20 protein-coding genes are annotated in these 24854 nt (G+C 50.0%); 11 read left to right on the forward strand and 9 right to left on the reverse strand.

From position 1 onward, the window contains the following. Positions 1-140: 140 nt before the first annotated feature. Positions 141-1772, forward strand: coding sequence for a chaperonin GroEL (gene groL / locus AC286M_RS11975; protein ID WP_488204616.1), 1632 nt, complete (start codon positions 141-143; stop codon positions 1770-1772). A 165-nt stretch (positions 1773-1937) separates the two neighbouring features. Here the strand turns inward: groL and AC286M_RS11980 are convergent, their stop codons facing one another. Together AC286M_RS11980 and AC286M_RS11985 are read right to left on the reverse strand one after the other, a co-directional pair. Beyond that, the gene (locus AC286M_RS11980; RefSeq protein ID WP_488204617.1) at positions 1938-2414 is read right to left on the reverse strand and encodes a hypothetical protein; all 477 of its coding nucleotides are present in this window, start codon (positions 2412-2414) and stop codon (positions 1938-1940) included. Between the two features lie 203 nt (positions 2415-2617). Beyond that, the gene (locus tag AC286M_RS11985; RefSeq protein WP_488204618.1) at positions 2618-3394 is read right to left on the reverse strand and encodes a tetratricopeptide repeat protein; all 777 of its coding nucleotides are present in this window, start codon (positions 3392-3394) and stop codon (positions 2618-2620) included. Positions 3395-3823: 429 nt separating this feature from the next. Between AC286M_RS11985 and AC286M_RS11990 the strand changes: the two genes are divergently transcribed. The 4 genes from AC286M_RS11990 to AC286M_RS12005 all read left to right on the forward strand — a co-directional run bounded on the left by AC286M_RS11990 (position 3824) and on the right by AC286M_RS12005 (position 8346). Next, entirely contained in the window at positions 3824-5038 is a 1215-nt protein-coding gene (locus AC286M_RS11990) for a DegT/DnrJ/EryC1/StrS family aminotransferase (protein ID WP_488204619.1), read from the forward strand. A gap of 5 nt (positions 5039-5043) precedes the next feature. Next, positions 5044-5955, forward strand: a complete 912-nt coding sequence (gene crtB, locus AC286M_RS11995) for a cyanoexosortase B (RefSeq protein ID WP_488204620.1) — start codon at positions 5044-5046, stop codon at positions 5953-5955. A 144-nt stretch (positions 5956-6099) separates the two neighbouring features. After that, positions 6100-6870, forward strand: a complete 771-nt coding sequence (locus AC286M_RS12000) for a cyanoexosortase B system-associated protein (protein WP_488204621.1) — start codon at positions 6100-6102, stop codon at positions 6868-6870. Positions 6871-6909: 39 nt separating this feature from the next. Then, complete coding sequence (locus AC286M_RS12005) at positions 6910-8346, forward strand: polysaccharide biosynthesis/export family protein (RefSeq protein ID WP_488204622.1); 1437 nt, start codon at positions 6910-6912, stop codon at positions 8344-8346. A gap of 474 nt (positions 8347-8820) precedes the next feature. Here AC286M_RS12005 and AC286M_RS12010 read toward each other — a convergent pair whose 3' ends face one another. Beyond that, a complete protein-coding gene (locus AC286M_RS12010; protein ID WP_488204623.1) occupies positions 8821-9036 on the reverse strand; it encodes a hypothetical protein in 216 nt (71 codons plus the stop codon). Positions 9037-10025: 989 nt separating this feature from the next. On the opposite strand from AC286M_RS12010, the gene AC286M_RS12015 reads away from it, so the two are divergent. Continuing rightward, positions 10026-12044, forward strand: coding sequence for a TolC family protein (locus AC286M_RS12015; RefSeq protein ID WP_488204624.1), 2019 nt, complete (start codon positions 10026-10028; stop codon positions 12042-12044). 169 nt (positions 12045-12213) lie between these two features. After that, entirely contained in the window at positions 12214-12915 is a 702-nt protein-coding gene (locus AC286M_RS12020; RefSeq protein WP_488204625.1) for a hypothetical protein, read from the forward strand. Between the two features lie 120 nt (positions 12916-13035). On the opposite strand, the gene AC286M_RS12025 is transcribed toward AC286M_RS12020, so the two are convergent. The 3 genes from AC286M_RS12025 to AC286M_RS12035 all read right to left on the reverse strand — a co-directional run bounded on the left by AC286M_RS12025 (position 13036) and on the right by AC286M_RS12035 (position 17797). Beyond that, the gene (locus AC286M_RS12025) at positions 13036-14085 is read right to left on the reverse strand and encodes a Gfo/Idh/MocA family protein (protein WP_488204626.1); all 1050 of its coding nucleotides are present in this window, start codon (positions 14083-14085) and stop codon (positions 13036-13038) included. A 336-nt stretch (positions 14086-14421) separates the two neighbouring features. Beyond that, entirely contained in the window at positions 14422-15954 is a 1533-nt protein-coding gene (gene glpK, locus AC286M_RS12030) for a glycerol kinase GlpK (RefSeq protein WP_488204627.1), read from the reverse strand. A gap of 733 nt (positions 15955-16687) precedes the next feature. Beyond that, a complete protein-coding gene (locus AC286M_RS12035; RefSeq protein WP_488204628.1) occupies positions 16688-17797 on the reverse strand; it encodes a TRAP transporter substrate-binding protein in 1110 nt (369 codons plus the stop codon). 497 nt (positions 17798-18294) lie between these two features. Here AC286M_RS12035 and AC286M_RS12040 point away from each other — a divergent pair, with 497 nt between their 5' ends. Further along, a complete protein-coding gene (locus tag AC286M_RS12040; protein ID WP_488204629.1) occupies positions 18295-19758 on the forward strand; it encodes a glycoside hydrolase family 13 protein in 1464 nt (487 codons plus the stop codon). Between the two features lie 168 nt (positions 19759-19926). On the opposite strand, the gene AC286M_RS12045 is transcribed toward AC286M_RS12040, so the two are convergent. Next, positions 19927-20394 (reverse strand): class I SAM-dependent methyltransferase, encoded by a 468-nt coding sequence (locus tag AC286M_RS12045; RefSeq protein WP_488204630.1) that lies wholly within the window; start codon positions 20392-20394, stop codon positions 19927-19929. A gap of 524 nt (positions 20395-20918) precedes the next feature. Here AC286M_RS12045 and AC286M_RS12050 point away from each other — a divergent pair. After that, positions 20919-21796 (forward strand): IS630 family transposase gene (locus AC286M_RS12050; protein ID WP_488204631.1). Its coding sequence is split into 2 segments (ribosomal slippage): positions 20919-21248 and positions 21251-21796, totalling 876 coding nucleotides; the frame shifts between segments, so codons are not numbered across the junction. A 90-nt stretch (positions 21797-21886) separates the two neighbouring features. Further along, positions 21887-22462 (forward strand): PEP-CTERM sorting domain-containing protein, encoded by a 576-nt coding sequence (locus AC286M_RS12055; RefSeq protein WP_488204632.1) that lies wholly within the window; start codon positions 21887-21889, stop codon positions 22460-22462. A 132-nt stretch (positions 22463-22594) separates the two neighbouring features. Here AC286M_RS12055 and AC286M_RS12060 read toward each other — a convergent pair whose 3' ends face one another. Beyond that, positions 22595-23968, reverse strand: coding sequence for a hypothetical protein (locus AC286M_RS12060; RefSeq protein WP_488204633.1), 1374 nt, complete (start codon positions 23966-23968; stop codon positions 22595-22597). Positions 23969-24281: 313 nt separating this feature from the next. Next, positions 24282-24428, reverse strand: a complete 147-nt coding sequence (locus AC286M_RS12065; RefSeq protein WP_488204634.1) for a hypothetical protein — start codon at positions 24426-24428, stop codon at positions 24282-24284. On the opposite strand from AC286M_RS12065, the gene AC286M_RS12070 reads away from it, so the two are divergent. Further along, entirely contained in the window at positions 24427-24768 is a 342-nt protein-coding gene (locus AC286M_RS12070; RefSeq protein ID WP_488204635.1) for a Dethiobiotin synthetase, read from the forward strand. The genes AC286M_RS12065 and AC286M_RS12070 overlap by 2 nt on opposite strands. Positions 24769-24854 lie beyond the last annotated feature (86 nt).

Consider the following 24854-nt stretch of genomic DNA (forward strand, 5'->3'; position numbering starts at 1 on the left):
AATTAGCTCGTATAGGGTCTGCTGACTGATCCAGTAAGAGCGATTTGTACTAGTTGATCTCAATTTTTTGCTTCATCCAATCCAATCTGGTTATTTGTCCACCTATTTGTCTACTTGTACAAAAGGAACGCTGAAAATCTATGGCTAAGCGCATCATTTACAACGAAAATGCTCGTCGTGCTCTCGAAAAGGGTATGGATATCCTGGCTGAGTCCGTAGCCGTTACCCTTGGACCTAAGGGCCGCAACGTTGTTCTCGAAAAGAAATTCGGTGCACCTCAAATCGTTAACGACGGTGTCACCATTGCTAAAGAAATCGAACTGGAAGACCACGTTGAGAACACGGGCGTTTCTCTGATTCGCCAAGCTGCTTCCAAAACCAATGATGCTGCTGGAGACGGTACTACCACTGCAACCGTTTTGGCACACGCAATGGTCAAAGAGGGTCTGCGGAATGTTGCCGCTGGTGCAAACTCCATCTCCCTTAAGCGCGGTATCGACAAAGCAACCGGCTTTTTAGTTGAGAAAATTGCTGATCACGCTCGTCCCATCGAAGATTCCACCAGCATTGCTCAAGTTGGTACGATCTCAGCTGGTAACGACGAAGAAGTGGGCCGCATGATTGCCGAGGCCATGGACAAAGTCGGTCGGGAAGGCGTCATCTCTCTAGAAGAAGGCAAGTCTATGACGACTGAGCTGGAAGTGACTGAGGGGATGCGCTTTGAAAAAGGCTATATTTCTCCCTACTTCGCAACTGACACCGAGCGGATGGAAGCGGTTCTTGAGGAGCCTTTCATCCTGATCACCGACAAGAAGATCACCCTGGTACAGGATCTCGTTCCTGTGCTGGAGCAGGTTGCTCGCGCTGGCAAGCCCCTCCTGATCTTGGCTGAAGATATCGAAAAGGAAGCCCTGGCCACCCTGGTTGTTAACCGTCTGCGCGGTGTACTGAACGTTGCGGCTGTTAAGTCTCCTGGCTTTGGCGATCGTCGTAAGGCCATGCTGGAAGACATCGCCGTTCTGACTGGCGGTCAGGTGATCTCCGAAGATGTGGGTCTGAAGCTCGACAGCGCTAAGCTCGACATGCTGGGCCAAGCTCGTCGCATCACCATCACCAAGGACACCACCACCCTGGTTGCTGAAGGTAACGAGGCTGAAGTGAAGGCTCGCTGCGAGCAAATCCGTCGTCAGATTGAAGAAACCGAGTCTTCTTACGACAAAGAGAAGCTGCAAGAGCGCTTGGCTAAGCTCTCTGGTGGTGTTGCGGTCATCAAAGTAGGTGCAGCAACCGAAACCGAAATGAAGGATCGTAAGCTGCGTCTAGAAGACGCGATCAACGCAACCAAGGCTGCGGTTGAAGAAGGGATTGTTCCTGGCGGCGGCACCACGCTGGCACACTTGGCTCCTTCTCTGGAAGAGTGGGCAACCAACAACCTGTCTAGCGAAGAGTTGACGGGGGCAATGATCGTTGCTCGGGCACTGACTTCTCCTCTGAAGCGGATCGCTGAGAACGCAGGTCAAAACGGTGCAGTCATCGTTGAGCGCGTAAAAGAAAAAGACTTCAACGTTGGCTACGATGCGGCTGACAACCAGTATGTAGACATGTTCGAAGCGGGTATTGTTGACCCTGCCAAAGTAACTCGTTCCGCAGTTCAAAACGCAGCTTCTATCGCAGGCATGGTTCTAACTACGGAGTGTATCGTGGTAGACAAGCCTGAGCCGAAGGAGAATGCTGGCGCTGGCGCTGGTATGGGCGGTGACTTTGACTACTAAGACGACTACTAAGACTGAGGATGTCAGTTAGTTAGTTGAGTCTAGGCTTGAATAGGTAAATTAAAAGGGGCTGTCAAAAGTTGGCAGTCCCTTTTTGGTTGATAGTTGGTGGTTGATGAGGGTGCGATTGCACCCCCATCAACCACCAACTCTTAACTAAACTCCCTATATCGGCGACTTGTTGAGGCTGAGCCAGGCTTTGTAGTCCAGTAAAATTTGAGCGATTTCCTGGGTCGGGATGTCGTAGCGATCTCGGATTTCGTAAATTGTGCGGGTAAAGTTGGAATCTCCTTGGAAGCCGCTGTGTTCTTGGAGATAGTCGTACAGCACGTTTTCAATAGCGGCTCGATCTAGATCATATTTAAGGGCCAGCAGAACGATTCGTTCTCGGACGGGTGCTGGATTAGCTCGTCTAGACAGATAGGCGATATCGGCAATTTTGGCTTGCTCTTCGCTTGATATTTCTAGATCAACTGGTTTTTCTGCATCTCTTGCAGTAGAGTCGGGCTGAGCGTCAGTAACCTCCGCTGTTTCGGTCGATCCCGTGGCATCCGAGTCGGCTGAGCGAGGCCCCAAGCAAGCTGAAAGCGCGATCGCACAGATGCAGATCAGTACAATCAAAACGCGGTGGATTCGTCGCATCTTCAACACCGTAGTGCTAGCTATGCTTCTATGCTAGCGATGCAGTACGCTCGGGACATCACCAGTTCGTTAGAACTTACGGAACTTTATTCCTTATACCGAATCCAAATAGAAAGAACCCAAGTTATTTTTTGTGAACGTCAGGCTCTGCCTGACGTTCACAAAAAATAAAAACCAGTTTTTATGAGAGAGAGCCTAATCGGCTATCGAATCTGTTCAATCAGCGCCAGCGTTTGCTGGTGGCCTGCACGATTGCCTTGGGATTGGAATAAATCTGCGGCGAAGCGTAAGTCGGAGATGGCGCGACGACGGTTGCCCATTGCGTAGTGAGAGAGTCCACGCTGCCCATAGATCTCGGCGGCATTGGGCTGAATTTCTAGCGCATTGGTGAAATCTGCGATCGCAGCCGGATAGTTTTCCAGGTTGTAATAAGCCATGCCCCGGTTGTAGAGTGCTTCACTATAGTTGGGTTTCAGCGAAAGCGCCTGTGTAAAGTCAGTTACTGCGGCTTGTAATTCACCCTGCTGCGCACGAATAATGCCGCGATGGTTCATTGCTTCATAATTACTGGGATCAAGCTGGAGTACCTGTTCCACATCAGCTAAGGCCGCTGCGTAGTTTTCAACCTGTACGTAGGCTAATGCCCGATTGCTATAGGCTTCCAGTGCATCAGGTCGCCGCTGAATAACAGTTGTAAAATCTGCGATCGCGCCAGCAAAGTCGCCCTGGCTGACTCGCTGCAGACCCCGATTAAAATGCTCATCCACCGTCATCCGACCGTTAGATGCGGTGTATATCATAGGATTCCGACGATCCGCTGGTGTGGCAGCCTGCACTGCTAAGGGCAACCCCCACAGTGAAGCAATCACGGTTGCTGTCAGCAAAATTCGATAAAAATGGCGGGATTTCGCTATCGGTTTGGCAACCGGAAGGCGGGGTGAAGGATACACAAAAACAGATGGATGCGTCAGCAATTTCATAAGGCAAGATGAGAAAACCAATCGGCACCGAGGGTACTCGCTAATCATGGTACAAAGTTTGACCTGAGAATCGCCACACTTGTTCCAGATACCGAAACGTCATAGCAAGTAAACTGCCAATTCTCCGTAAAATTTGGGAATTTTTTAGACAATTCGCAATCAGACTCATTGGGACGGGAACGATGAATATAGCAAACTTGAGCTACTGATTCATCCTAGTCCATCAAGTCGATATCGGTTTACTCACGGCTTGCACCTTGCCCATCCAGATCCCAAGCAACGGATACTCGTGCAAGCTGTGAGCCTAGGTATTTCTTCACAGACACTTCATGGTCTAAGGGTGTTCAATTGGGAGCTGATCCTTCATAACAGAGTTAGAGCAAGCTGATGCAATCGCTCTACTCGCTCTATCCCCTTCGTGCTTGAACTATGAGTTATCCCGCGACGAATAACCCGATGAGCCAACCTGCGACTGCACCTATTCCGTTTGTTGATTTGTCCTGTATGCATCAGCCCATTGCTGATCAGATTCAGCAGTCCATCCAGACCGTGATTGAACAAGGCGATTTTGTCCTGGGCAAGGCTCTAGCCAAGCTGGAAACGGACTTTGCCAGCCTCAGTGATACCCAATATGGAGTCGGTGTCGCATCCGGTACAGATGCGATCGCACTTGGGCTATCGGCCTGCGGGATTGGGCCAGGCGACGAGGTAATCTTGCCTGCCAATACGTTTATTGCCACGCTAATCGGCATTCTCCGCACTGGGGCAACGCCCGTGATGGTGGATTGCGATCCGGCAACTGCGCTGATTGATCTAGCCGCTGCCGAAAAAGCAATTACTAGCCGGACGCGAGCCATCATTCCGGTGCATCTCTATGGCCAAATGGTGTCGCCCCGCCACTTATTGGATTTAGCCAGCACCTATGACCTAATTGTGTTTGAAGATGCCGCCCAGGCTCATCTGGCCGAGCGGGAAGGCTATCGAGCGGGTTCGGTCGGTGTTGCTGCTGCATTTAGTTTTTATCCCAGCAAAAACCTGGGTGCATTCGGTGATGGCGGCATGATGCTGACCCGTGATGCGGATGTGGCTCGCCTGGTGCGATCGCTACGGAACTATGGAGCTACTCGCAAATACGTCCACACCGAAGGCAACGGTACGAATAGTCGCTTGGATTCGATTCAGGCCGCAGTTCTCAACGTTAAGCTGCCTCATCTAGCCACCTGGAATGCTGATCGCAACCGGATTGCCCGTCGCTACGACGAACAGCTCGCGCCCTTGCGATCTCAGGGTTTGCTCCCGATTGAAAATCACAGTGAGGCGGGGCATGTCTATCATTTATATGTGGTGCGCGTAACGGCGGACTGCCCCATCGATCGTAACCAGCTCCAGGCTCAACTGGCCGAACAGCAAATCAGCGCAGGCATTCATTATCCAATTCCCTGCCATCTGCAACCAGGTTTTCAAGAGTTAGGCTATGAAGCTGGGCAGTTTCCCCAGGCGGAAGCGCTCAGTCGAGAAATTTTATCATTGCCAATGTATCCAGGATTGAAGGATGCTCAGGTCGATCGGGTTGTGGATACGATTAAGACAATTGTCGCGACTGCCGCAGAAACTCAAACACCTTGGTCATCAATGGCCGGATAAAAACAATGATGCATCTGAAACGGAAAGTCCCCATCGCCATCGAGCGCTACGCCTTGGATATTGCGATCGCAGCTTTGCTGGTGATCCTCTATGCACCGCTATTGGTTCACTGGGTACATGGCTGGCTGGTTAAAAACTCGATCAGCATCCAGCATGAGTACTTCAGTCATGGGTTAATTGGCCTGCCCTTTGCCGCCTATATTGCCTGGAATTTGCGATCGCGCTGGCGCAAGCTGTCGGATGCCACCCATCCTCTGGGCATTGCCTGCCTCGTTTTAGGTGGCATCTTTTACCTCAGCCGCCTGCCGGATTTGATTAACTTTTCGTTTCCGCTCGTGCTGGCGGGACTGTGCCTGTCACTGAAGGGCTGGGCCGGATTTCGCTTACAAGGTTTTCCGCTCTTACTGGTTTTCCTAGCGACGCCTAACCAGTTGCCTTATTTAATTGAGCCGTACATCTTACCGCTGCAGCGCTTCATTGCCGGAACTGCTGGATTTATTCTGCAGCAGGCGGGCATTCAAGTTCATATTGAGCAGATTTATTTATACGTCAATAACAACTTCAACAGTCCTGTCGAAGTAGCTCCCCACTGTGCTGGGCTAAAGATGCTGTTTACCAGCCTGTACGTGGGCTTAATGCTGCTGTATTGGACGGGTACGCTATCCTCGCGGCTCAAGAGCGGGCTATTTCTGGGCGGAGTTGTCGTCGTCAGTGTATCGGCCAATATTGTGCGAAATGCGGCGCTGACCTATTTTCACGGTACGGGACGTGAAGGTGCGTTTCACTGGCTGCACGAAAGCTGGGGCGGCGATGTCTATTCGGCTCTATCCCTCCTTCTCCTAATCGTGCTGTTGCAGTGGATTGATCGACTGATTCCAGACAACACACCTACCGAATCGACTCAAACGTCTCTGTAAGGGGGAAGGGCCATATAGCCCTTCGGGAATGGCTACGCTACTGCCCTTACAGCACTTCGATAGATATCACGATGAATATCACGATTTCTGCACAATCACTCTGAACAGTAACATAACCCTTTAATCGGGCCATAAGAACAGGCAATGACTCAACTTCCGGCCAAGCCCCAGCGCGCCATTCAACAGTTTCCCATCCGCCGCCTTGCCATCGTGGTGGCGTTTATCCTAATTGCGTTAGTTAGTGCCATTCCGCACTATTTCAACGGTCAGTGGGCCTGGTCCGAAGATCCGAAGGTGCCTCAAATTGAACAGTTGCGATCGCTGCGGGACAACGGCCTAGATCTGCCCAATTGGAATGAGGTTGAGCAAGCTGTGCTGCCTGTGGGCAATCACAAATGGTCATTTCAAAATATGGAGGCCGATTCACCAACGGCCACCCCATCTCAATTTTTGCTGTTTATTCTGCCGCAAGACTGGCACGATAAGCAGCCGCAGGTGGAATGGATTGACCTGAACGGATTTTTGGGGCGAGCCTTAAATCGACAAACACAAGCGCCAGATTGGAAAACCGATTCGGTGCGGCGACTCCAGTTTTCGGTCGATGATCCCACCCGCGATCGCACTGTCACCGTTAATGCACGTTACCTGCGAGGTTGGAACCAACAGGCCACTTACGCGCTTTTGCAGTGGTACGCTTGGCCGGATGGCGGCAGTGCTTCAGCCAAGCCCTGGTTCTGGGCCGATCAGCGCAGCCAACTTCGTCAGGGGGAGCGTACACCTTGGGTGGCTGTAAGCATAATCCTGCCAATTAAGCCATTTGGTAATTTGGACGACTACCGCACCCAGATGAGTGAGCTGGGTCAAGCTATTCAGGCTCAATTATTGGAACAATCCTTGAATCCATCCGCGTCTTGATAGACAATACAGCGAATCACTGCCGCCTCTTTGCCCCATATGAGAAGACATACGTGCTGGCTGAAATGTGCAACTTCAGTTTTAATCAACGCAACGCTGATTTGGCTGGGGTTTGCGCCAATTGTTCTGGCTGCCGGATTGCAGAACTCACAGACTGAAGCTGCGATCGCACCTAACAACATTTTTCCCTCATCACCTTCATCAGATGGATTAGACGAGAGGTTAGACGAAAATTTAAACCAGATTGCAGACGAAAGTTCATCAGACGATAGCGGGGTGGACGAAAATTCGGGCGAGGATTCTAATGAGAATTCCAATCAGATTTCTGATGAGATTTCTGACGACAGTTCGCCAGAAGAACTATTTACAGAACCCTCGCTGCGTCCGGCTGATAGCATTCTGCCGGCTGCGCCCAACATTAACTACTCTGATGATCCGATCAATCTGCCACCCGATCCTCGCTATCAAATTTTTCCGGTGCCAGTCCCAGCAGCTCCTGCTCTCAATCCTTATGAGTATCAACAACCGGGACAAAATGCTTTTGATGTGTATCGGCTTGGTCCTGGTGACGGCATTTTTGTCAGCGTTCAACGCTTCCCTGAACTCAGCGGTCAAGTCACTCTCGACTTAGAAGGCCGCGTGATTCTGCCCATTCTCGGTGCAGTTTCGTTGGAAGGACTGACACTGCGAGAAGCCCAGGAGCGTATTCGCTTGGCCTATAACCGCTATGTGGTCAATCCAGACGTAACGCTGACGTTAGTGGCTCAGCGCCCCGTACAGGTGACAATCGTAGGAGAAGTGGTGCGCCCAGGCTTTTATCCGCTACAGGTGCCCCAAATTTCCACAGCATTGCTCTCAGCAGGGGGCACAACAGGTACAGCCGATCTGCGCCAAATTGAAGTCCAGCGCCGCTTACCCGATGGCTCTCTTCTAGAAGAAACCGTTGATTTGTTTACGCCGCTTCAAGAGGCAGAAGCGCTGCCAGAAGTACGGCTGCAAAATAATGATGTCATCATTGTCAATCGGCTCAATCCATCCGAGGTGCCGCTCTACGATCGCGCGTTGGTCGCTCGCTCTACGATTGCTCAGCCGCAAATCAACGTGCGGATTTTAAGCTATGCCAATCGACGCATTGGCAATTTACCGCTGCCGAACGGAAGCCGCTTTGTCGATGCACTGGCGGCAATTGGTCCTGATCCGGATGTCGCCGACCTAGGAGACGTCAGCCTGATTCGATTTGACCCAGAACTGGGACGAGCCGTCACGATAGAACTCGACGGTAAGGATGCGCTGCGGGGCGATTTATCTCAAAATCCTCCTCTGGAAAATAACGACGTAATCGTTGTTGGCCGCAACTTTATTAATCGCATCACCTATGCGCTCAATACCGTCACACAGCCATTCCGCGATATTTTAGGATTCCTGTTGTTCTTTGAATCTTTACAAGAGGGAGCATCCGATCTCTTTGGGCCATAACAGCGTAAGTCGGCTCGCATGGCCGCCAAGCATTTCCTTAGACTTCTGACGTGAATGGTTGTGTAGCACCGCTGCACAACCATTCACGCTCTCAAGCAAACATGCAGGAGCGTCGTAACGTCACCTAAAAATGCGGTATCACAAGCCTTTCCTTTTCTAAAGGAAGGCTTCAGATTTGGATTTCCAGATTCCGTTATTATGAATTGCGCCACGAGGTGCAACTTTGACGACATGACAAAATTGATTTTAAACAATCCGGATAGAATGAATTTCACCTTATTGACAGTCTTAGCATTACAGCCAACATTGCCAATTACAGATCGAAAACACAGTTTGTTTGCTAGCTCAAGCGGCTCTCCCTCATGATTAGGGATTGAGTAAATAGCTGATGATTCCGATAGAAACCATCAGCCGAAACTGCCTGTTAAAATGTCAACAAATTTCCAATAATTTTGCTTGCACCGAAAGCGCTATTCATTCAGCCGCAGCTGCAGCAACTTTAGTCATGCAATTTCCTTTTACTACAGTTAAAGACTTTAACAAGTTACTATGCTGTCGTGCTTGATTCACGCCAATAACCGTATATGTCTGAGATTCTTCAGTTTGGAAAACATCTCCCAATGTCATTTTTTTCTCGGACTTGAGCGTACCCAAAAAGCGCTGATGAGAATCGACAAGTAAGTATTGCATAATGGCCTCAATGTTTACACTGCAAGGAATAGAGCGAACAGAGCGCAGGCGCAACAAACTAACACAAGCCATTGCAACTATGTGCGATCGCAGGCTGGCGCTCCAAGAAACAACACGGTGATGTTGAGTTAAGCCTCAACAGCCGTCATCAATTTCAGAGATTTTTTGTGATGCCAGTTATTCAGGTAAGCAACGATAACTATCCAACAATTTTCTACCTTTTACTGAATAACTGACTGCAACATTCTTAGACAACCATATTGATTAGTACGCGTGAATTAATCACGGCTTATGGTTTTGATGTTGACACCCTTGTTATATCACCATGTTTTTCAAAAGCAACGATTTTAACAATCCTTAAAAGAGGACTGCATAACTTCAAGCGAACGTATCTTATTGTTCCAAGAAATTGCCGTTGTGCCGAGCGTAGAGAAGATTGTGAATGGAGGTGATTGTTTGGTAATACTGTACCTGCATTCGATATCTGCATCCGACATGTTGGCATTGCGTAGATTAACATCGGTGAGTTGGTATCGGCGAAGCATTAGCATGAACCGTAGGCAAGGATTAATCTCAATGCTCAATCGGCTTACGGGCTCCTCGCATTAATGAGTGAGCTTACATCTTGCACAAAAATCCAAAGCGGCAAGATAGTCGTTCGGTTTCTGATCCGCAAAGCGAAAATCAATGAAGCGGTGGGCCAGCACAGCCTGTTTCATCGCTGATAACTTCCGTTCGGGATTGCAGTAGCTAAAGAAAACTAGCCAAAATGCTTGTGTCGTTCAGTTAGACAGGTTAAGCTTCTACTGCTTTAGGATGCTGGATAGGATCGGCAACTCTCGTTAGCATCATCGGCTACGGTTGTTCCAGCGTTTGACAAGGCTTTGTCAAGCCAATCGGTCAACCGGTATTCTACGGATGGATTTGCGATAGTGTCAGCAACAGTACTTGATTTCTAGATTGTTATTGCACGGATCAGCTGCACCGATATGTTTTATCGTCTTCACTGGATTGCTCTGAGCTTAGGAGCCGCGATCGCACTTGATGGTTCCACTGCGATCGCACTACCTTCATCATCGTTGTCTAAGCAGCTAGAGTCCTCCACTCAGGAATCACAGAGTGAGCCACTTCCAGCACCGGATGCTACACTCTTTGCTAAAAAAGGAGCTTTACTTGATTCACAGCGCGAATCACAACGCTCAGATGCGGCATCTGAGGCCAGTAATGCAGATGATTCAGATGAACAGGCAATTGCTCAAGCGGATTCAGATACAGACTTAGATTCAACCGAGTCAACCGAGTCAACCGAAGAATCAACTACGGATGAATCGATTGCCGAGGACTCTGCTGAAGTAGACGAATCGCCCAACGCGTCTACTGATGTTGATACTGAAGGGGCCAACGCAGCAGCGGACGAGTCAATCGACATAGAGGACGCGATTGCTGAAGGTTCCACTGAAGCGGAAGAATCGACCGAAGTCGATGTCGAGACCACAGATGACGACGATGAGCTACTGATTCCGGAGGTGGATGTCGAAGCAGAAGACGATATCGACGTTGAGGACTTGGTGCCCACGGTGGATGAAGATATCGATGATGACTTTGAGCTAGAGCCATTAGTAGATGAAATCAATCCGCCCGATTACTTGAACGCCGATCCGAATCCGCTCCTTTATCCAACTCAGCCCGAAGAAGTTGAGATTATTGGAAATCAGCCAATTACCCTCGAAGAAGCCTATGCGATCGCACTTGGTAACAATCGCGATTTGCAAAGAGTCCAGCTAGAGCTGGAGCAGGCTGAAGCAGCACTGCGAGAGGCAAAAGCGGATACTCTACCCACGGTGCAAGCAGAAAGCAGCTTCTCAGCCTCAGAAAATACGCAGGAAAGCAACCCGCTTTTTAATACCAGCTCGGACGATATCAATTTGGACTTGTCTGGTACGGTTGGCTTAAGCTACGACCTCTTTACCTCTGGGAGGCGCTCATCCCAAATTGAAGCCGTAGAAACTCAAGTTCGCATCAGCAAACTCGAAGTTGAACGAATTGCTGAGGATACGCGCTTCGATGTCGCGGATCGATACTATGACTTGCAGCTAGCCGATGAACAAGTTGGAATCGCGGCGGCGTTTTTAGATGAAGCCCTGCAAAGTTTGCGAGATGCTCAGATCCGAGAACGGGCTGGTGTCGGCACTCGATTTGACGTGTTGCAGGCAGAAGTACAGGTCGCGAATGCGCGGCAAGAACTGACTCAGGCCCGCAGCAGTCAAATTATTTCCCGACGTGCATTAGCGGAAATTCTCAGCATTCCTTCTAATCTCTCTCCCCAATCGGTTGCGGTTGAAGTCGTTGAGGATTGGCCGCTATCGCTCGAAGAAAGTATTGTTTTGGCATTTCAAAATCGAGCTGAACTGCAACAGTTTTTGCTCCAGCGCGAAATCGCGCAAGAGCAGCGAGATATCGCGCTTTCAGCGTTAGGCCCTCAGGTTAGTCTCTTCGCTAACTACAACATCAACAATCGACTGAATGACGAAAGTAGTGGATTTCGGGATCAGTACACATTTGGGGCACAGCTGAACTGGCTGCTGTTTGATGGTGGTGCAGCACGGGCGCGGGCCTCACAGGAGGACAGTAACATTGAAATTGCTGAAACTCAGTTTGCCGATACGTTAGAGCTCATCCGACTACAGGTTGAGCAGTCTTTTTACGATCAGCAGGCGAATCAAGCCAATATTGAAACTGCTGAGATTGCCGTGAATCAAGCTCGTGAAGCATTGCGGCTAGCTCGATTGCGTTTTCAGGCAGGTGTGGGTACGCAGTTAGAGGTAATTAATGCCCAGGCGGATCTGACCCAAGCAGAGGGTAATTTAGTGCAGGCGGTAATTGGCTACAATCGTGCGATCGCAGCTCTGCGCCGTTCAATTAGTAACCTACCTGAAACCCGCCTAGTTGACTCGCTGGAAATTCCGCCAGCGTCTGAGTTTGTTTTCCCGCTTGAACTGGGCGAATAGGGCAGTATTTTTACTTAAATCTTTGGTGGGATTTTGTTCGAATCTCACTGTGTTGAGATGCTTTTTTAACTCTCATTGGTATACCTTGTGTCTCTGACTGGAATTTGTCACCTTAAAATAAAGGCATGTCACATTCAGAACACTCTTACCGTTTATTCGCCCAAAAACCGTGAGTACTCCCAAGCGTCCGACTGATGAGCAGATGAAAGCCGACCGTAAGCAAGATGTCCTGTTGTTGTTGGAGCACCTTGCTTATAACGAACAAACGACTATTCGCTTAATTCTGGACTGTCTGTACGACATTGGGGCGACCAATCTGATTAACGAAAATATTCGAGTTCGTCCGCTGAATCGAGCGACGAGGGGAGTAGCACGAATTTCAAAACCCGTTTTTCGAGCCTATGCGCTGCGCTGGTTTCAGAAAAACTGCCCTGAGCTCATTGCCAATTGGCTGTTCAAGAAGGTGGAATTCACCCAAAAGGTCAAAAAGAAGGCCAAGCCTAAGGTTCAGCACTTGGAAGTGATTAATCCAGATAACTATGAATCAAGCTCCCCGCCGCCGTCGGCTCAAGTCCCTGCCCCAACGACCGCAGCCACTCCAGTCGCCGCAACCGTCGTGTCTCCAGAAGCGAAACTGCTCGATCAAGAAGTTCGCCAATTGCGAACTCAGGTGAAGCTGTTAACGGGAACGCTGGTATTTGCGATCGCAGCTTTGGGAGCCACCGTAGTCATCATGGGCGGCAATGCCCGCTTTAGCGGCTATCCCTTCGTGGAAGATCCCCATACGGCTCAGCTAAAAACCGTGGGCAGTCATACATCAGCAGCTTGTCCGACTTCTGGTGAGGATTCGAAGTTGACGAGTGTGAAATAGGGAAGGTAAAGAGTGAGGCGAGAGGCGAGAGGCGTAAGAAGCAAGGCAAGTTTTACGGCATTTTGAGTACCCGATCCTCAGTTCTCAAAATCCAAAATCCAAAGTCCACAGCACTTTTCACTAATTACCACAATCCCAAACAGCAACAGGTTGCCCGCCTTGGTTGAGTGAGGTGGTCAGCGCATTGAGGATACGAACCAGATCGGCACCGATTTCTCCGGGGGAGATTTGAGAAGGTTGCGATCGCAGTATGCAGTCTACAAAATGGTCGCAGACTGACCGCAGGGGTTCGGCGGCTGGAATGGGAAGTACTTCCCGGTTTTGATTGATTGGATGATATAAGCCATCTTTAGCTTGGAAGCTACCGTGCTGGAGCGTCAGCATATCGCTGGCGAGTTCGTCGAAGATCAGTGTTCCTTCGCTGCCGACGACGCAGAGGCGGCGCTGCTTATCGGGATTACACCAGCAGAGATGAATTTTGGCCTGGAAGCCACTGGCATAGGTTAATGTCACCCAAACCAAATCGGATAGCCCGTTGGGGAAAAAGGTGGCATCGCCAGCATCGGGCTGGAGCCAAACCTGCCCTTCAGCCTGTACCTGAATGGGAGAATCGCCTAGCCAAGCATTGAAAATTGCAATATCGTGAATCGCCAAATCCCACAGTGCATCGACATCCCAGCGGACGGGACTCAAGTGCGATCGCGTTGCATAGCCATAGCGGGGCTGGCCTAACGTGCCGTTTTGCAGAACGGACTGGCCAGTACGGACTGCTGGATGAAATAAATAGGTGTGGTCAATTACCAAAAGTCGCTGCTGCTGTTTCGCTAAGGCACAGAGCGCCTGGGATTCCTCTGCTTTTAGAGTTAAGGGTTTTTCAGCCAGCACGTGCTTGTTTTGCTTCAGCGCTGTTTCTATCAACCAGTAGTGCGTAGTGGCAGGCGTGGCGATGACGACGGCATCAATTGTCGCCAATGACAGCACTGTGTCTGGATCAGTGGTCAGTACAACTTGGGAGTTGAGCTGAAATTGATCTGCGATCGCACTTAGCCGCTCGGCTGACGGATCGACAACGGCAGTAATGTTAACCTGGGGATGAGCCAGAAAATTGCGCAGCAGATGGGTGCCCCATCGACCCACTCCGAAGATGGCAATAGCAAGTTGGGCAGTCATTTGGGCTGTAAAGGCTGTAAAGGGCTGTAATACGAAGTTCGGCTAAAACCCGATAATTTATTTTGTTGGGACACGGCATGCCGTGTCCCAACAAAATAAATTGGTTCTTACAGGCAGACTTGATACAAGGGCTGTAAAGGATGGTTGAGCTCATAGTAGGTGCCAAGGCACCTAAGTGGGTACGGGCTGAAACCTGCATCTGTGTAACTAAATGTAAACAAGAGGTAAACCAATTGATGGCTATAGCCTTCGAGTTATTTACAAATCTCAATATGGCGTAGTTTTTCTACCCCAACCTACTTACTACGCACCTACTACAGTGAAAATCACCTAGCGTTAGTCTGCCCAGTTTTTGGCTCGCTGAACGGCTTTGAGCCAATATTGGAAATTAGCCTGTACTTGTTCGCTGTGTTCGCTGGGTTCAAAGACCCGATCCACTTTGCGATCGCGCACCAGATCGTCGTAGCTTGACCAGAAATCAGAGGCTAAACCTGCGGCAAAAGCGGCACCTTGAGCGGTGGCGTCAAGGACGGCGGGACGCTCGACCGGGATACCGAGCGCATCGGCCTGAAACTGCATCAGAAAATTATTCTGGCTGGCACCACCATCGACCTTGAGCCGTTTAATCGGCGTACTGCCGTCTTCATTCATTGCCTGCACCACTTCGGCCACTTCATAGGCAATCGCTTCCAGGACAGAGCGCACCATGTGCTCTCGCTGGACACCGCCTGTGATGCCGATAAATGTCGCGCGGGCGTTCATATCCCAGTGGGGTGCGCCCAAACCGCTGAGGGCAGGCACAAAGTAGACGCCGCCGTTATCTTCTACCTTTTTCGCCATATCTTCCGTATCGGCAGCGCTAGTAATCAGTTGAATGCCATCTCGCAGCCATTGGATACAGGCTCCAGCGGTAAACATGCTGCCTTCGAGGGCATAGCCTACTTTAGTATCACCACCAGTATCACCACCGTTGCGTCCTGCTTCTGTCCAGGCGACAGTGGTGAGCAGGTTATTGTGCGATCGCACAATTTCTGAGCCGGTATGGGACACCAGAAAGGCTCCCGTCCCGTAGGTACACTTGAGCAAGCCAGGCCGATTACAGCCATGAGCAAACAGAGCGGCCTGCTGGTCACCCAAGATCGCCATAATCGGAATTTCGGCCCCCATGACCTCCGGATCGGTAAAGCCAAACTTGCCCAAACTGGGACGAATTTCTGGCATGATATGGGCTGGAATGCCAAAGATCTCCAGCAGTTTCGGATCCCACTGCCGCGACTCAATATTGAGCAGCATGGTGCGGCTGGCGTTGCTGTCATCCGTCGCGTGAACTTTGCGCCCGGTCAAATTCCACAGCACCCAGGTATCGATGGTGCCCGCTAGAACATTCTCAATTTCAAAGGGCGGATCAAGCTGCTCATTTTGCACCCGATCGAGCAGCCAAGCGAGCTTGCTAGCCGAGAAGTAAGCATCCAGCACCAGTCCAGTACGCTGTGCAATTTCGTCGGCCAGCCCTTTTTGCCGCAGTTCGTTGCACAAGGGAGCCGTCCGCCGATCCTGCCAGACGATTGCATTATGCAGGGGTCGCCCACTGCTTTTATCCCACAGCAAGCAGGTTTCCCGCTGTACCGTCAGCCCAATGGCGGCAATTTCATCGGGTTGAATCCCGGCTCTTTGAATGGCGGTTTGAATAGCCCACTGGGTATCCTGCCAGATTTCGCGCGGATCATGATCCAGCCAGCCCGGTTGGGGATAATACTGGGTTAGTTCCTTATAGGCTTGTCCGGCGATTTCTCCTTCACGATTAAATAGAATGGCTCGATTCCCCGTAGTGCCTAGGTCTAGAGCCATGATGTAATCTTTATTTGCCATCTCAATATCAATAAAACTTCCAAATCAACATGTCCCACATGGGTTGCTTGAAACCACAATGTCTGGGATCAAGGGCTGATATCTATCCCAGGTGTCATTTGCACCCTAACACTTCAAATGTCTGTCCCAAAAACTCCAAAAGTTGGATTCACTACTAATTGAGACCAGATCGCTCGGCGGGACAAGGTCGGATTCTTTTTCGGTTGTAAATACAATCTGTAATATTTCAGCAACAGGTGACGACTGCTGAGCTTCTAAAATCGGCTATTTTTTGAGGGGTCGTCCGAAAATAGACAAAAAAAAGCCGGCAGAGGAAGTCCACCAAGGTACATCTGCCAGCACAGTCTCACCATGTAATGTTAGATATGTCAGATAACTCGTTCGAGTTATTTGGCATATCTCTCAATATTATCAACAACAACCTGATTTGATCAGCTCTATCTAAAGATAGATCTTAAAAAAGATGAATTTTGTTTTCCAGGATATTATTCCGAGCCAGTAACCATCGGCTAAAACAGCTCTGTTTTTTTCTACAGAGAAAGCCAATATTGTCAGGAAAATCAGGAAAAGTTGATATCGCTGTAGCTCTATTAGATAGCTGGTGAACTACGTTGATTATGAACAGGCCGCCCCAGCGGGGCGGCCTGTTCATAATCAACGTTGCTATAGTCATTAGCTGTTACAGACTGTAACAGGACGATAACAGGACAGTAGCTTGTTGTTGAAAGACACCTCATTCACTGCCATAAGCTGATTGGGCAAACGGTAGCTCATTAATCCGGTTCCAGCGATAAATGCGATCGCGGAACGCCTTCCACTCTATATAAATCTCTTGGAACGTCCCGTCCTCCTGCGCCATTTGGTCGTAAAGCGCCAACGAAGCCTCTTCTGCTGCCGCTAAAATCTCAGGGCTATAGGCAACCAGTTCCACCCCATCAGCCTGCAATCGCTCCAAAGCTTCTCCATTGAGCGCATTGTACTGGGCCAGCGTAGTCAAGTTTGTCTCATAAGCGGCTGTGGCGAAGGCGGTTTGATAACTGGTGGGTAGTTCATCCCAAGCCGATTGGTTGACCAATGCTTCTAGCGTAGCGCTAGGTTCCCACCAGCCCGGATAGTAATAGTATTGAGCCGCTTTTTGCAGTCCCAGCTTTTCGTCATCATGGGGGCCGACCCATTCGGCAGCATCGATTGCGCCCCGCTCCAGTGCCAAAAAGATTTCGCCACCGGGTAGCACCTGCACACTAACACCTAGCTCCTGCATGATTTTGCCGCCCATGCCTGGAATGCGCATTTTTAATCCACCCAAATCAGAAATTGTTTGGACGGGTCGCTTAAACCAGCCACCCATTTGTGCCCCAGTGTTTCCTGCCGGAAAATTGATGATGCCAAAGTCAGCATAAATTTGGCGCAGCGCCTCTAGTCCGCCGCCGTAGTAGAGCCAGGCATTTTGCTGATCGGCCATCAAGCCAAAAGGCAATGCTGTGCCAAAGGCCAGCGCCGGATTTTTGCCCGTGTAGTAGTAACTGGCGGTATGGCCGCATTGAACAGCTCCGTTCTGCACAGCGTCTAAGACTTCCAGCCCTCCGACCAGCTCACCCGCAGAATAGGGTGTAATGACAAACTGACCATTGGTCATTTCAGAAACCCGTTGACAGAGCTGTTGGGCAGAACCGTATAACACGTCCAGCGCTTCTGGCCAGCTTGTCGCCATCCGCCACTCAACCGACGGTTGGCTGTTAGTCGTATTGGAACCCGATTCGGGTGCAGATGCAGTACAGCCATAGAGCAATGTCGTAGCTGCGGCACTTGTGGTAGCCGTACTGAGAAAGGATCGGCGTTTCATTGTGATGTCGAGAAATGGTGATATTGAGAAGTGATAAACGTAGCTTCGCTGTGAATGATTGAGCGATGAACGATTGATCGAATAGTAGAAGAGGATGGTAAGCCTTCCAGCGTATAGTTCGAAAGCTTTACATTCGCAGCATTTTGCCGATCGCATTTTAGGAAAACTGGATTGCTGCTCACAGGTGGCGGGTTTGCTGCAGCGAATGCTAGTTTTTTGTGGAACTACCTCAACATAAAAATCCCAATCCAAGTCACTCAAGGATTGGGAAATTTGGTGTCAAACCAAGCAACATTAGAGAGTTGACCTTATGATGCCCGCTTAATTTGGATGCCGCACAAAAACGCGCGGTTTTTCATCTTTTTGTAATTAAACGATACATACAGCGCCATGTTATCGTCATCTATCGTTTTTATCGTAATAAAACTCCTACATAGGGACTAGCCAGATTGGAAAATGATCGCTAGCCTGACGGTGAAGTCTGAGGTCATTCCCCTATGCAGATACACACTCCAGATTGGGTCAAACACGCCGTTTTTTATCAAATTTTTCCCGATCGCTTTGCCCGTAGTAGTCGCTCCCATCCAGATTCGATTCGTGAGATCACATTTGAAGACTGGGATGTTGACCCTACGCTCCAGGGCTACAAGGGTGGCGATCTGTGGGGTGTTGTGGACAAGCTTGACTATCTGCAAGACTTAGGGATCAACGCCATTTATTTCACGCCAATTTTCCAATCCACCGCCAACCATCGCTATCACACCCACGACTACTATCAGGTTGATCCAATTCTGGGTGGTGACCCAGCCTTTTTTGAACTGCTCGAAGCGGCCCATCAGCGCGATATTAAAGTTGTGCTAGACGGTGTGTTTAACCACACGGGGCGAGGGTTTTACTTTTTCAATGACATTCTCGAAAATGGCCCCTATTCTCCCTGGCTGCACTGGTTCAAGATTGAGGGTTGGCCCCTATCTGCTTATGACGGCAATTTCCCGGCTAACTACGTCGGCTGGGTCGGCAATCGGGCACTGCCAGAGTTTAATCACGACAATCCAGCGGTGCGCGAGTACATTATGCGGGTGGGAGAATACTGGGTTAAGGCTGGCATAGACGGCTGGCGATTAGATGTGGCGTTCGAAATTGAAACGCCTGGATTTTGGCAAGAATTTCGCGATCGCATTAAAGCCATCAATCCCGAAGCCTATATCGTGGGCGAAGTCTGGACCGATTCGCGCCAGTGGCTGGACGGCACCCAGTTTGACGGCGTGATGAACTATCTCTTCACAGGCCCAACAATGGCCTTCACTGCTGGTGATCGAGTCCAGCGAGAATACGTTGAAATTCCCGATTATTATCCTTATCCAGCTTTGGATGCGGCTGGCTATGCCGATAAGATTAAATCGCTCCTCCAGCTTTATCCGTGGGAAATCCAGCTCACTCAGCTCAATCTACTCTCTAGCCACGATACGGCTCGCATCCTGACGATTGTGGATCACGATCATGCCAGTGTAGAGCTGTCCACGCTATTGACGCTGACATTTCCCGGTGCGCCCAGCATTTACTACGGCGATGAAGTTGGCCTGCCCGGTGGTCTTGACCCCGATTCACGTCGAGTCTTCCCGAAACTGGAGAAATGGAACCACGATTTATACAGCTGTCATAAGCAGCTTATTGCGCTGCGTCATGCCCATCCGGCCCTTCGGACAGGCGATTATCATGTCCTGATAGCAGACGGACTGCTGTATGTCTTTTTGCGATCGCTACCTGACGAAGAAATCATCGTCGCCGTTAATGCTGGCACTGAAACCGCAACGGCATCGGTTGCAATCAAGAATTTGCCGCTCAAAACCCAGCCCAGCCAAACCCTGTACGGAAAAGGGCAGTTAACCTACACAGACGACAGCGGGGAAACGCATTTGAGTGTGGAGGTTGCACCAAGAGCCGGGCTGATTGTTGGGTAGGAGTAAGAACTGTAGAAGCAGTCTGTACGGGTTGTAGAGGGTGCCATGCTAAAGGGTGTCAAGGAAAAGGGAAGTAAGGATTCAAATGTCCGAATCCCGTTTACCCATCTACTCTCCCACCCATCTACTCTTTCACCCATCCACCCATCCACTCATCCACCCTCCCACTCACACAATCCACAAATAAACAACCGATTCCTCTTCCGTCTGAGTCATGTAAATTACCTGATCGGGTGTCCAACCTTCGATGTCGAAGTGATGGGAAACGATGCGGGTGCCGGGACGGAGCTGTTTTAGCTTGGGTTGCAACCGCAGATTTAAATGCGGCAGCAAGTACAGGGTGATAACCGTGGCATCCTGAAAATCTGCTTCGAATAAATTCTCTTGGCGGAACTGGATGCGATCGCACATGCCTGCCTGTTGCGCTGCCCTTTGGCACTGCTGAATGCGCTCTGGGTCAATGTCGATGCCGACACCCCGTGCGCCGAATCGCTGTGCGGCTGTAATGAGGACGCGTCCGTCCCCACAACCCAGGTCATAGATCAGATCATTAGATTCAACCCCTGCAACGCTCAGCATCATATCAACGGCAAGCTGTGGTGTCGGAATATAGCCGATATCAGGGCGCATAGACATAGTCAAATCTTTTAGCAAAATACACTAGGATAATTACGCAACAAATTGCAAAAAAAGAAAACATATGCCCTAAGTAAATTTGCTGGTCAAAAATGATTTCAGTATATATACTGAAATCATTTTTTAGTACCTTGAGAGTTTATTTGTCTTTCTCAAGGCACTTGTTTAAAGTATTCAGCACAAACCCTCGTTGGCTTGAAAACCTTTCTGCAAAAAGATTCCGCTCTTTCGTTTGGCATACTCTTTCCTTGTGAGACCATGCGTTACAAAATGTGTTGAGACCTATCATGAAGTGATTTCTCGGTTGTTGAACCGATTTGTCAAGAGGGTTTGAAGACTGCGAGTAATAGTAGCTATTTTTACCAAAGGTGAGATTTGATGGAGTTAATGATAGCTGAGCAATCAGCGATCGCACTTTACGCATGTCGAATGATTTGCGTCTGTCCGATGTCTTCTATAGCTGTAGCCACTTAGGTTAGGACATAAGCTAGGGTTAAGAGGTAGTATTTTGCGCTTGGAATTGGATGGCTCAACCCTACAGCGAAGATTTTCGGCAAAAAGTGATCGACGCGATTGAGTTAAACGGCCTCAAGAAAAGTGAGGTGAGTGAAGGATTTGGCATCAGCCGCAATACAATAAACCGCTGGTATCGGCAAAAGGCTGAACTAGGGCATCTCAAAGCCAACGTCAGGACAACTGCCAATCCAAGAGCCAAAATCAAAGACTGGGATGCCTTTCGCAGCTTTGTCAAGCAGCATCAAGACAAAACGCAAGCGGAGATGGCCGCCTTGTGGCCCGACCCCATCAGCCAACGAACGATGTCTCGGGCATTGCAAAAGATTGGCTTTACGCGAAAAAAAAGACCTATGGCTACGGCCAACGAGACGAGGGGAAACGGGCTGAGTTTCAAGCTCAACTCGGCGATCCAAAGGCGACTCATTTAGTCTATGTCGATGAATCGGGCATGGATGAGCGCGACGACTACGGCTATGGATATGCCCCTATCGGTGAACGAGTTTACGACCTCAAATCTGGCCAACGCCACGGGCGAGTCAATATGATCGCGGGCTATCGAGGCTCTGAGCTGATTGCTCCGTTTACCATTGAAGGAACTTGTAATCGAGTGGTCTTTGAGACCTGGCTTGAAACTTGCTTAATTCCGACCTTGCAGCCAGGGGACTGGGTGATTGTGGATAATGCCACCTTTCACAAAGGCGGACGGATCGCCGAACTGATTGAGGCCGCCAACTCTCACCTGGTTTATCTTCCCCCTTATTCTCCTGACCTCAATCGCATTGAGAAGTGTTGGGCTTGGTTAAAAAGCCGCATTCGAAAGCGTCTCCCCTCCTCAACCAGTTTACGCCAGGCAATGGAAGCGGTTCTCAAGCAAGCGGCGTCCTAATGAGAATGGCTACGGCTATACCATTTTCCCCTTGAAATTCGGTACGAACGGTCACGGATAGCACTTGAATTTCAATGGAGGTCTCACACAATGCAAAAAATTACGTCTAAGTTGATTGGTGCATCTATCGCTGTCGCAGCAGCTGCCGCTTTGGCTCCTGGTGCCAATGCTTTGACCCTTAATGGTCATAGCTGCACAAAAGGCACGGTTACAGGAACAGTTTCCTGCGAAGGTGCTTTTAATGGCAACAACAGTAATCAGGATCTTGATGGTCTGTTTGGCTTTGATTGGGGCGATGAGGTTCTTAAAGCTGAAGAAGACAACGGCTTTATGGATGGCGATTTGGATATCGATTTCGCAGGTGGTGAAACGGTTGGAACATGGGATCTGAGCGGTTTTGACTTTGGTCTCTACGATCAGCTGATGTTTGTCGTTAAGGGTGGTACTACCTTTAGTGCTTATCTATGGGATGGAATGGCAACCTCCGGCACTTGGAATACTTCGGGTATTGTCAATGGTGGTGGTAGGACGCCAGGTTTATCCCACTTCTCCGTTTACGGTATTAAGGGAGATGGGGACACAGCAGATGTGCCTGAACCTTTGGCTACTGTTGGTTTGCTAGCCATCGTGGGTGGTGCAGCAGCATTGCGTCGCCGCACCAACTAGCTTGAACAGGCGCTGCTAGCCTTCTAGAGGAAATTTGAGTCGTATAGCCCTATTGTTGCCTGAATGTTCTCTATTGAACATTCAGGCTTTTTCAGTTCAACATCCTTCAAGATTAACTAACGGCATCTGTTTTTACCGTTCAATACGGCCTTGCCACTCCAGTTTTTTCTCGGCTGAGTTGTTGCCTAGTGATCGTCTCGCCACCACTTCAATCTCAACATACGTACCAGGCGTTAGATACTCTGCATCAATCGGCAAGCGACCAATGTCAATCACAAAGCGGTTGTGGTTGCGCTGCACCAAATCGGCGGGAACGGTTCCCTCATACCGCGTACGATAGCGGGACGGGCGACGACGGCCACCTTCTCCAACCCGGTAGCTGACGGTGAAGTCCGTTGCCACGATATTGGATTTGCTAGCTAAATCCACTACTGCAAACGAAAGATCTTGGCTCCAGCCGCTGACCTCGGCAATATCGAGATCCGTTGCTTCCTCAGCCCGAATCAGATTTGCGATCGCAACCGTGGTCAAATTACCGTCGCTCTCCGTCTGCGCATCAACCCACAAATCATCGGTAAAGTCTACAAAAATCTGCTGGTTTTCCGTCAGCTCTACCGTCGCATTCTGGTTAAGGTAAGGAGTGATGGACTGATCCGTATCCCAAACCACCTGCACCTGCTTTTCCACCCGTCCAGCAAACTCGCGATATTCGTCATTCACCACTGAACCAGAAGCCAGCAGTGCCGCTGCGCCTCGCTGCGTTCGCCAGAGATTCCGGGACAGATTCAAAGTGCGATCGCTTAGGTCACTCAGCCGAATTGTTTGAGTCGGGGCATCAGCCGCCAGCGGCTCAAGCTGATTGATCACCGTCAGCATTCCCGCTCGTCCCCGTGCCCCGTCGCTCCCCATCCGACCATCGCGCCCATCCTGACCATCCGTACAGGTGTAGCGTTCTGTCCGACAGTTGCCGTTATTACAGGTTTCCACTTCCCAACTGCGGTCATAGCAGTTACAGCCATCGGTGCCGCGTCCACCGCGCCCACCGCGTCCGCTCACGCCGCCTTCGGCCTGAACATAGACCCGTCGTAGCGCACTGGGGTCGTTGTAGTAAACGGTAACGTTGCCGCCGCTGCCGCCATTGCCGCCACGACCACCATCGCCGCCATTACCACCATCGGCTGCCCGCAGGTTGTAGCGCACCCCGCTAGCTTGCCGCTGACAGTTGGGATAGCCTGCATCTTGACCATCACTGCCATCGCTGCCTGCTTCTCCCATCGTTTCCACACGAATATCGCTGCCATTAGCCGTCACGTTGCGTTCCGAACCAGATCGTCCATCACGACCTTCCCGACCATGATTTCCATCCCAGGCATCTCGCCCAAATTCACGGGTTTCCTGCGCCCAAGCAATACCAAAGCAACGTAAGGTCGGCGATGCGATCGCAATCGAACTTGCAACAGCCAACAGACCAGCCGATGCAGCCAGCGATTTTGTCCAGCGGTTCATACAGTCTTTCTCCTCTTCTATGGCACAGCCGTCTAGGCTGTCCTCCTTTGGTGAGTAAGGTCATCCTCTTAGGTTCAGAGCACGCTCTAAACCCAATTGATCATTCCCAAATTGTCTAAGTAGGTTGGCATAAATAAACGCATCTAGAAAACCGGGGGAGCACCCCTCCGGGGTGCTCCCCCGGTTTTCTAGATATGCATTTATTTATATGCGGCTACTTAATCAATACCAAATCCGACTAGAAAGAACCCGAATTACTTTTTGTAAAAGCTGGTTTCTCCGAGTGGATTTCTTTCATGTAATGACGCAGTCTCTATTTCAAAAGATCCATCGCAGCGGCAGCCTTACCGGAAAATTTGCTTTCAGGCTTTATGATTTTTCCACTGAAAAACGCCGTGACTGTAAAAGACGGCAACAAAATGGCACAATGCGATTTTATTGGGTAGGTTGAAACGCTCATGGATTACGCCACTGCTCACGATTTCATCCTGACTCAGGGTGCTGACTTCGAGAAATCGACTGAAACCTTTCTGCAACGGCTGCGACAGGGCCAGCCACCGATTCCGGGGCAGGTCACCTCACTGCTGCTAGCGCTTAAGGTCATGTTTGAAGGATTGCAGCAGGCTGAGCAGCTGGATCGCAGGTTGGTGTATGGCCTCTATATGCTGGCCAATGAAAGCCGCTATTTGTATGAACAGGGCAAGCGTCAGGGGGTAATTTGGCCTCCGCTGCTGGACGAAGATCTGGGCCGAATTGCGAAGGCGGTTCGGAGCATCTTCTCTGGAACGTGGGAAAGCTAGCAATAGGTGCTTATGTAATAGGTACTTACTACTTACATAGATGGCCCGTCCGTGTAATGGTGATTGATGTAGCGGTTCGAGTACAT

Source organism: Thainema salinarum CENA647, assembly GCF_057732415.1.

Bases quoted from the DNA above. Each gene is read 5' to 3' on its own strand.
- groL (WP_488204616.1), top strand. From the start codon at position 141: ATGGCTAAGCGCATCATTTACAACGAAAATGCTCGTCGTGCTCTCGAA.
- AC286M_RS11980 (WP_488204617.1), bottom strand. From the start codon at position 2,414: ATGCGACGAATCCACCGCGTTTTGATTGTACTGATCTGCATCTGTGCG.
- AC286M_RS11985 (WP_488204618.1), bottom strand. From the start codon at position 3,394: ATGAAATTGCTGACGCATCCATCTGTTTTTGTGTATCCTTCACCCCGC.
- AC286M_RS11990 (WP_488204619.1), top strand. From the start codon at position 3,824: ATGAGTTATCCCGCGACGAATAACCCGATGAGCCAACCTGCGACTGCA.
- crtB (WP_488204620.1), top strand. From the start codon at position 5,044: ATGATGCATCTGAAACGGAAAGTCCCCATCGCCATCGAGCGCTACGCC.
- AC286M_RS12000 (WP_488204621.1), top strand. From the start codon at position 6,100: ATGACTCAACTTCCGGCCAAGCCCCAGCGCGCCATTCAACAGTTTCCC.
- AC286M_RS12005 (WP_488204622.1), top strand. From the start codon at position 6,910: ATGAGAAGACATACGTGCTGGCTGAAATGTGCAACTTCAGTTTTAATC.
- AC286M_RS12010 (WP_488204623.1), bottom strand. From the start codon at position 9,036: ATGCAATACTTACTTGTCGATTCTCATCAGCGCTTTTTGGGTACGCTC.
- AC286M_RS12015 (WP_488204624.1), top strand. From the start codon at position 10,026: ATGTTTTATCGTCTTCACTGGATTGCTCTGAGCTTAGGAGCCGCGATC.
- AC286M_RS12025 (WP_488204626.1), bottom strand. From the start codon at position 14,085: ATGACTGCCCAACTTGCTATTGCCATCTTCGGAGTGGGTCGATGGGGC.
- glpK (WP_488204627.1), bottom strand. From the start codon at position 15,954: ATGGCAAATAAAGATTACATCATGGCTCTAGACCTAGGCACTACGGGG.
- AC286M_RS12035 (WP_488204628.1), bottom strand. From the start codon at position 17,797: ATGAAACGCCGATCCTTTCTCAGTACGGCTACCACAAGTGCCGCAGCT.
- AC286M_RS12040 (WP_488204629.1), top strand. From the start codon at position 18,295: ATGCAGATACACACTCCAGATTGGGTCAAACACGCCGTTTTTTATCAA.
- AC286M_RS12045 (WP_488204630.1), bottom strand. From the start codon at position 20,394: ATGTCTATGCGCCCTGATATCGGCTATATTCCGACACCACAGCTTGCC.
- AC286M_RS12055 (WP_488204632.1), top strand. From the start codon at position 21,887: ATGCAAAAAATTACGTCTAAGTTGATTGGTGCATCTATCGCTGTCGCA.
- AC286M_RS12060 (WP_488204633.1), bottom strand. From the start codon at position 23,968: ATGAACCGCTGGACAAAATCGCTGGCTGCATCGGCTGGTCTGTTGGCT.
- AC286M_RS12070 (WP_488204635.1), top strand. From the start codon at position 24,427: ATGGATTACGCCACTGCTCACGATTTCATCCTGACTCAGGGTGCTGAC.
- AC286M_RS12065 (WP_488204634.1), bottom strand. From the start codon at position 24,428: ATGAGCGTTTCAACCTACCCAATAAAATCGCATTGTGCCATTTTGTTG.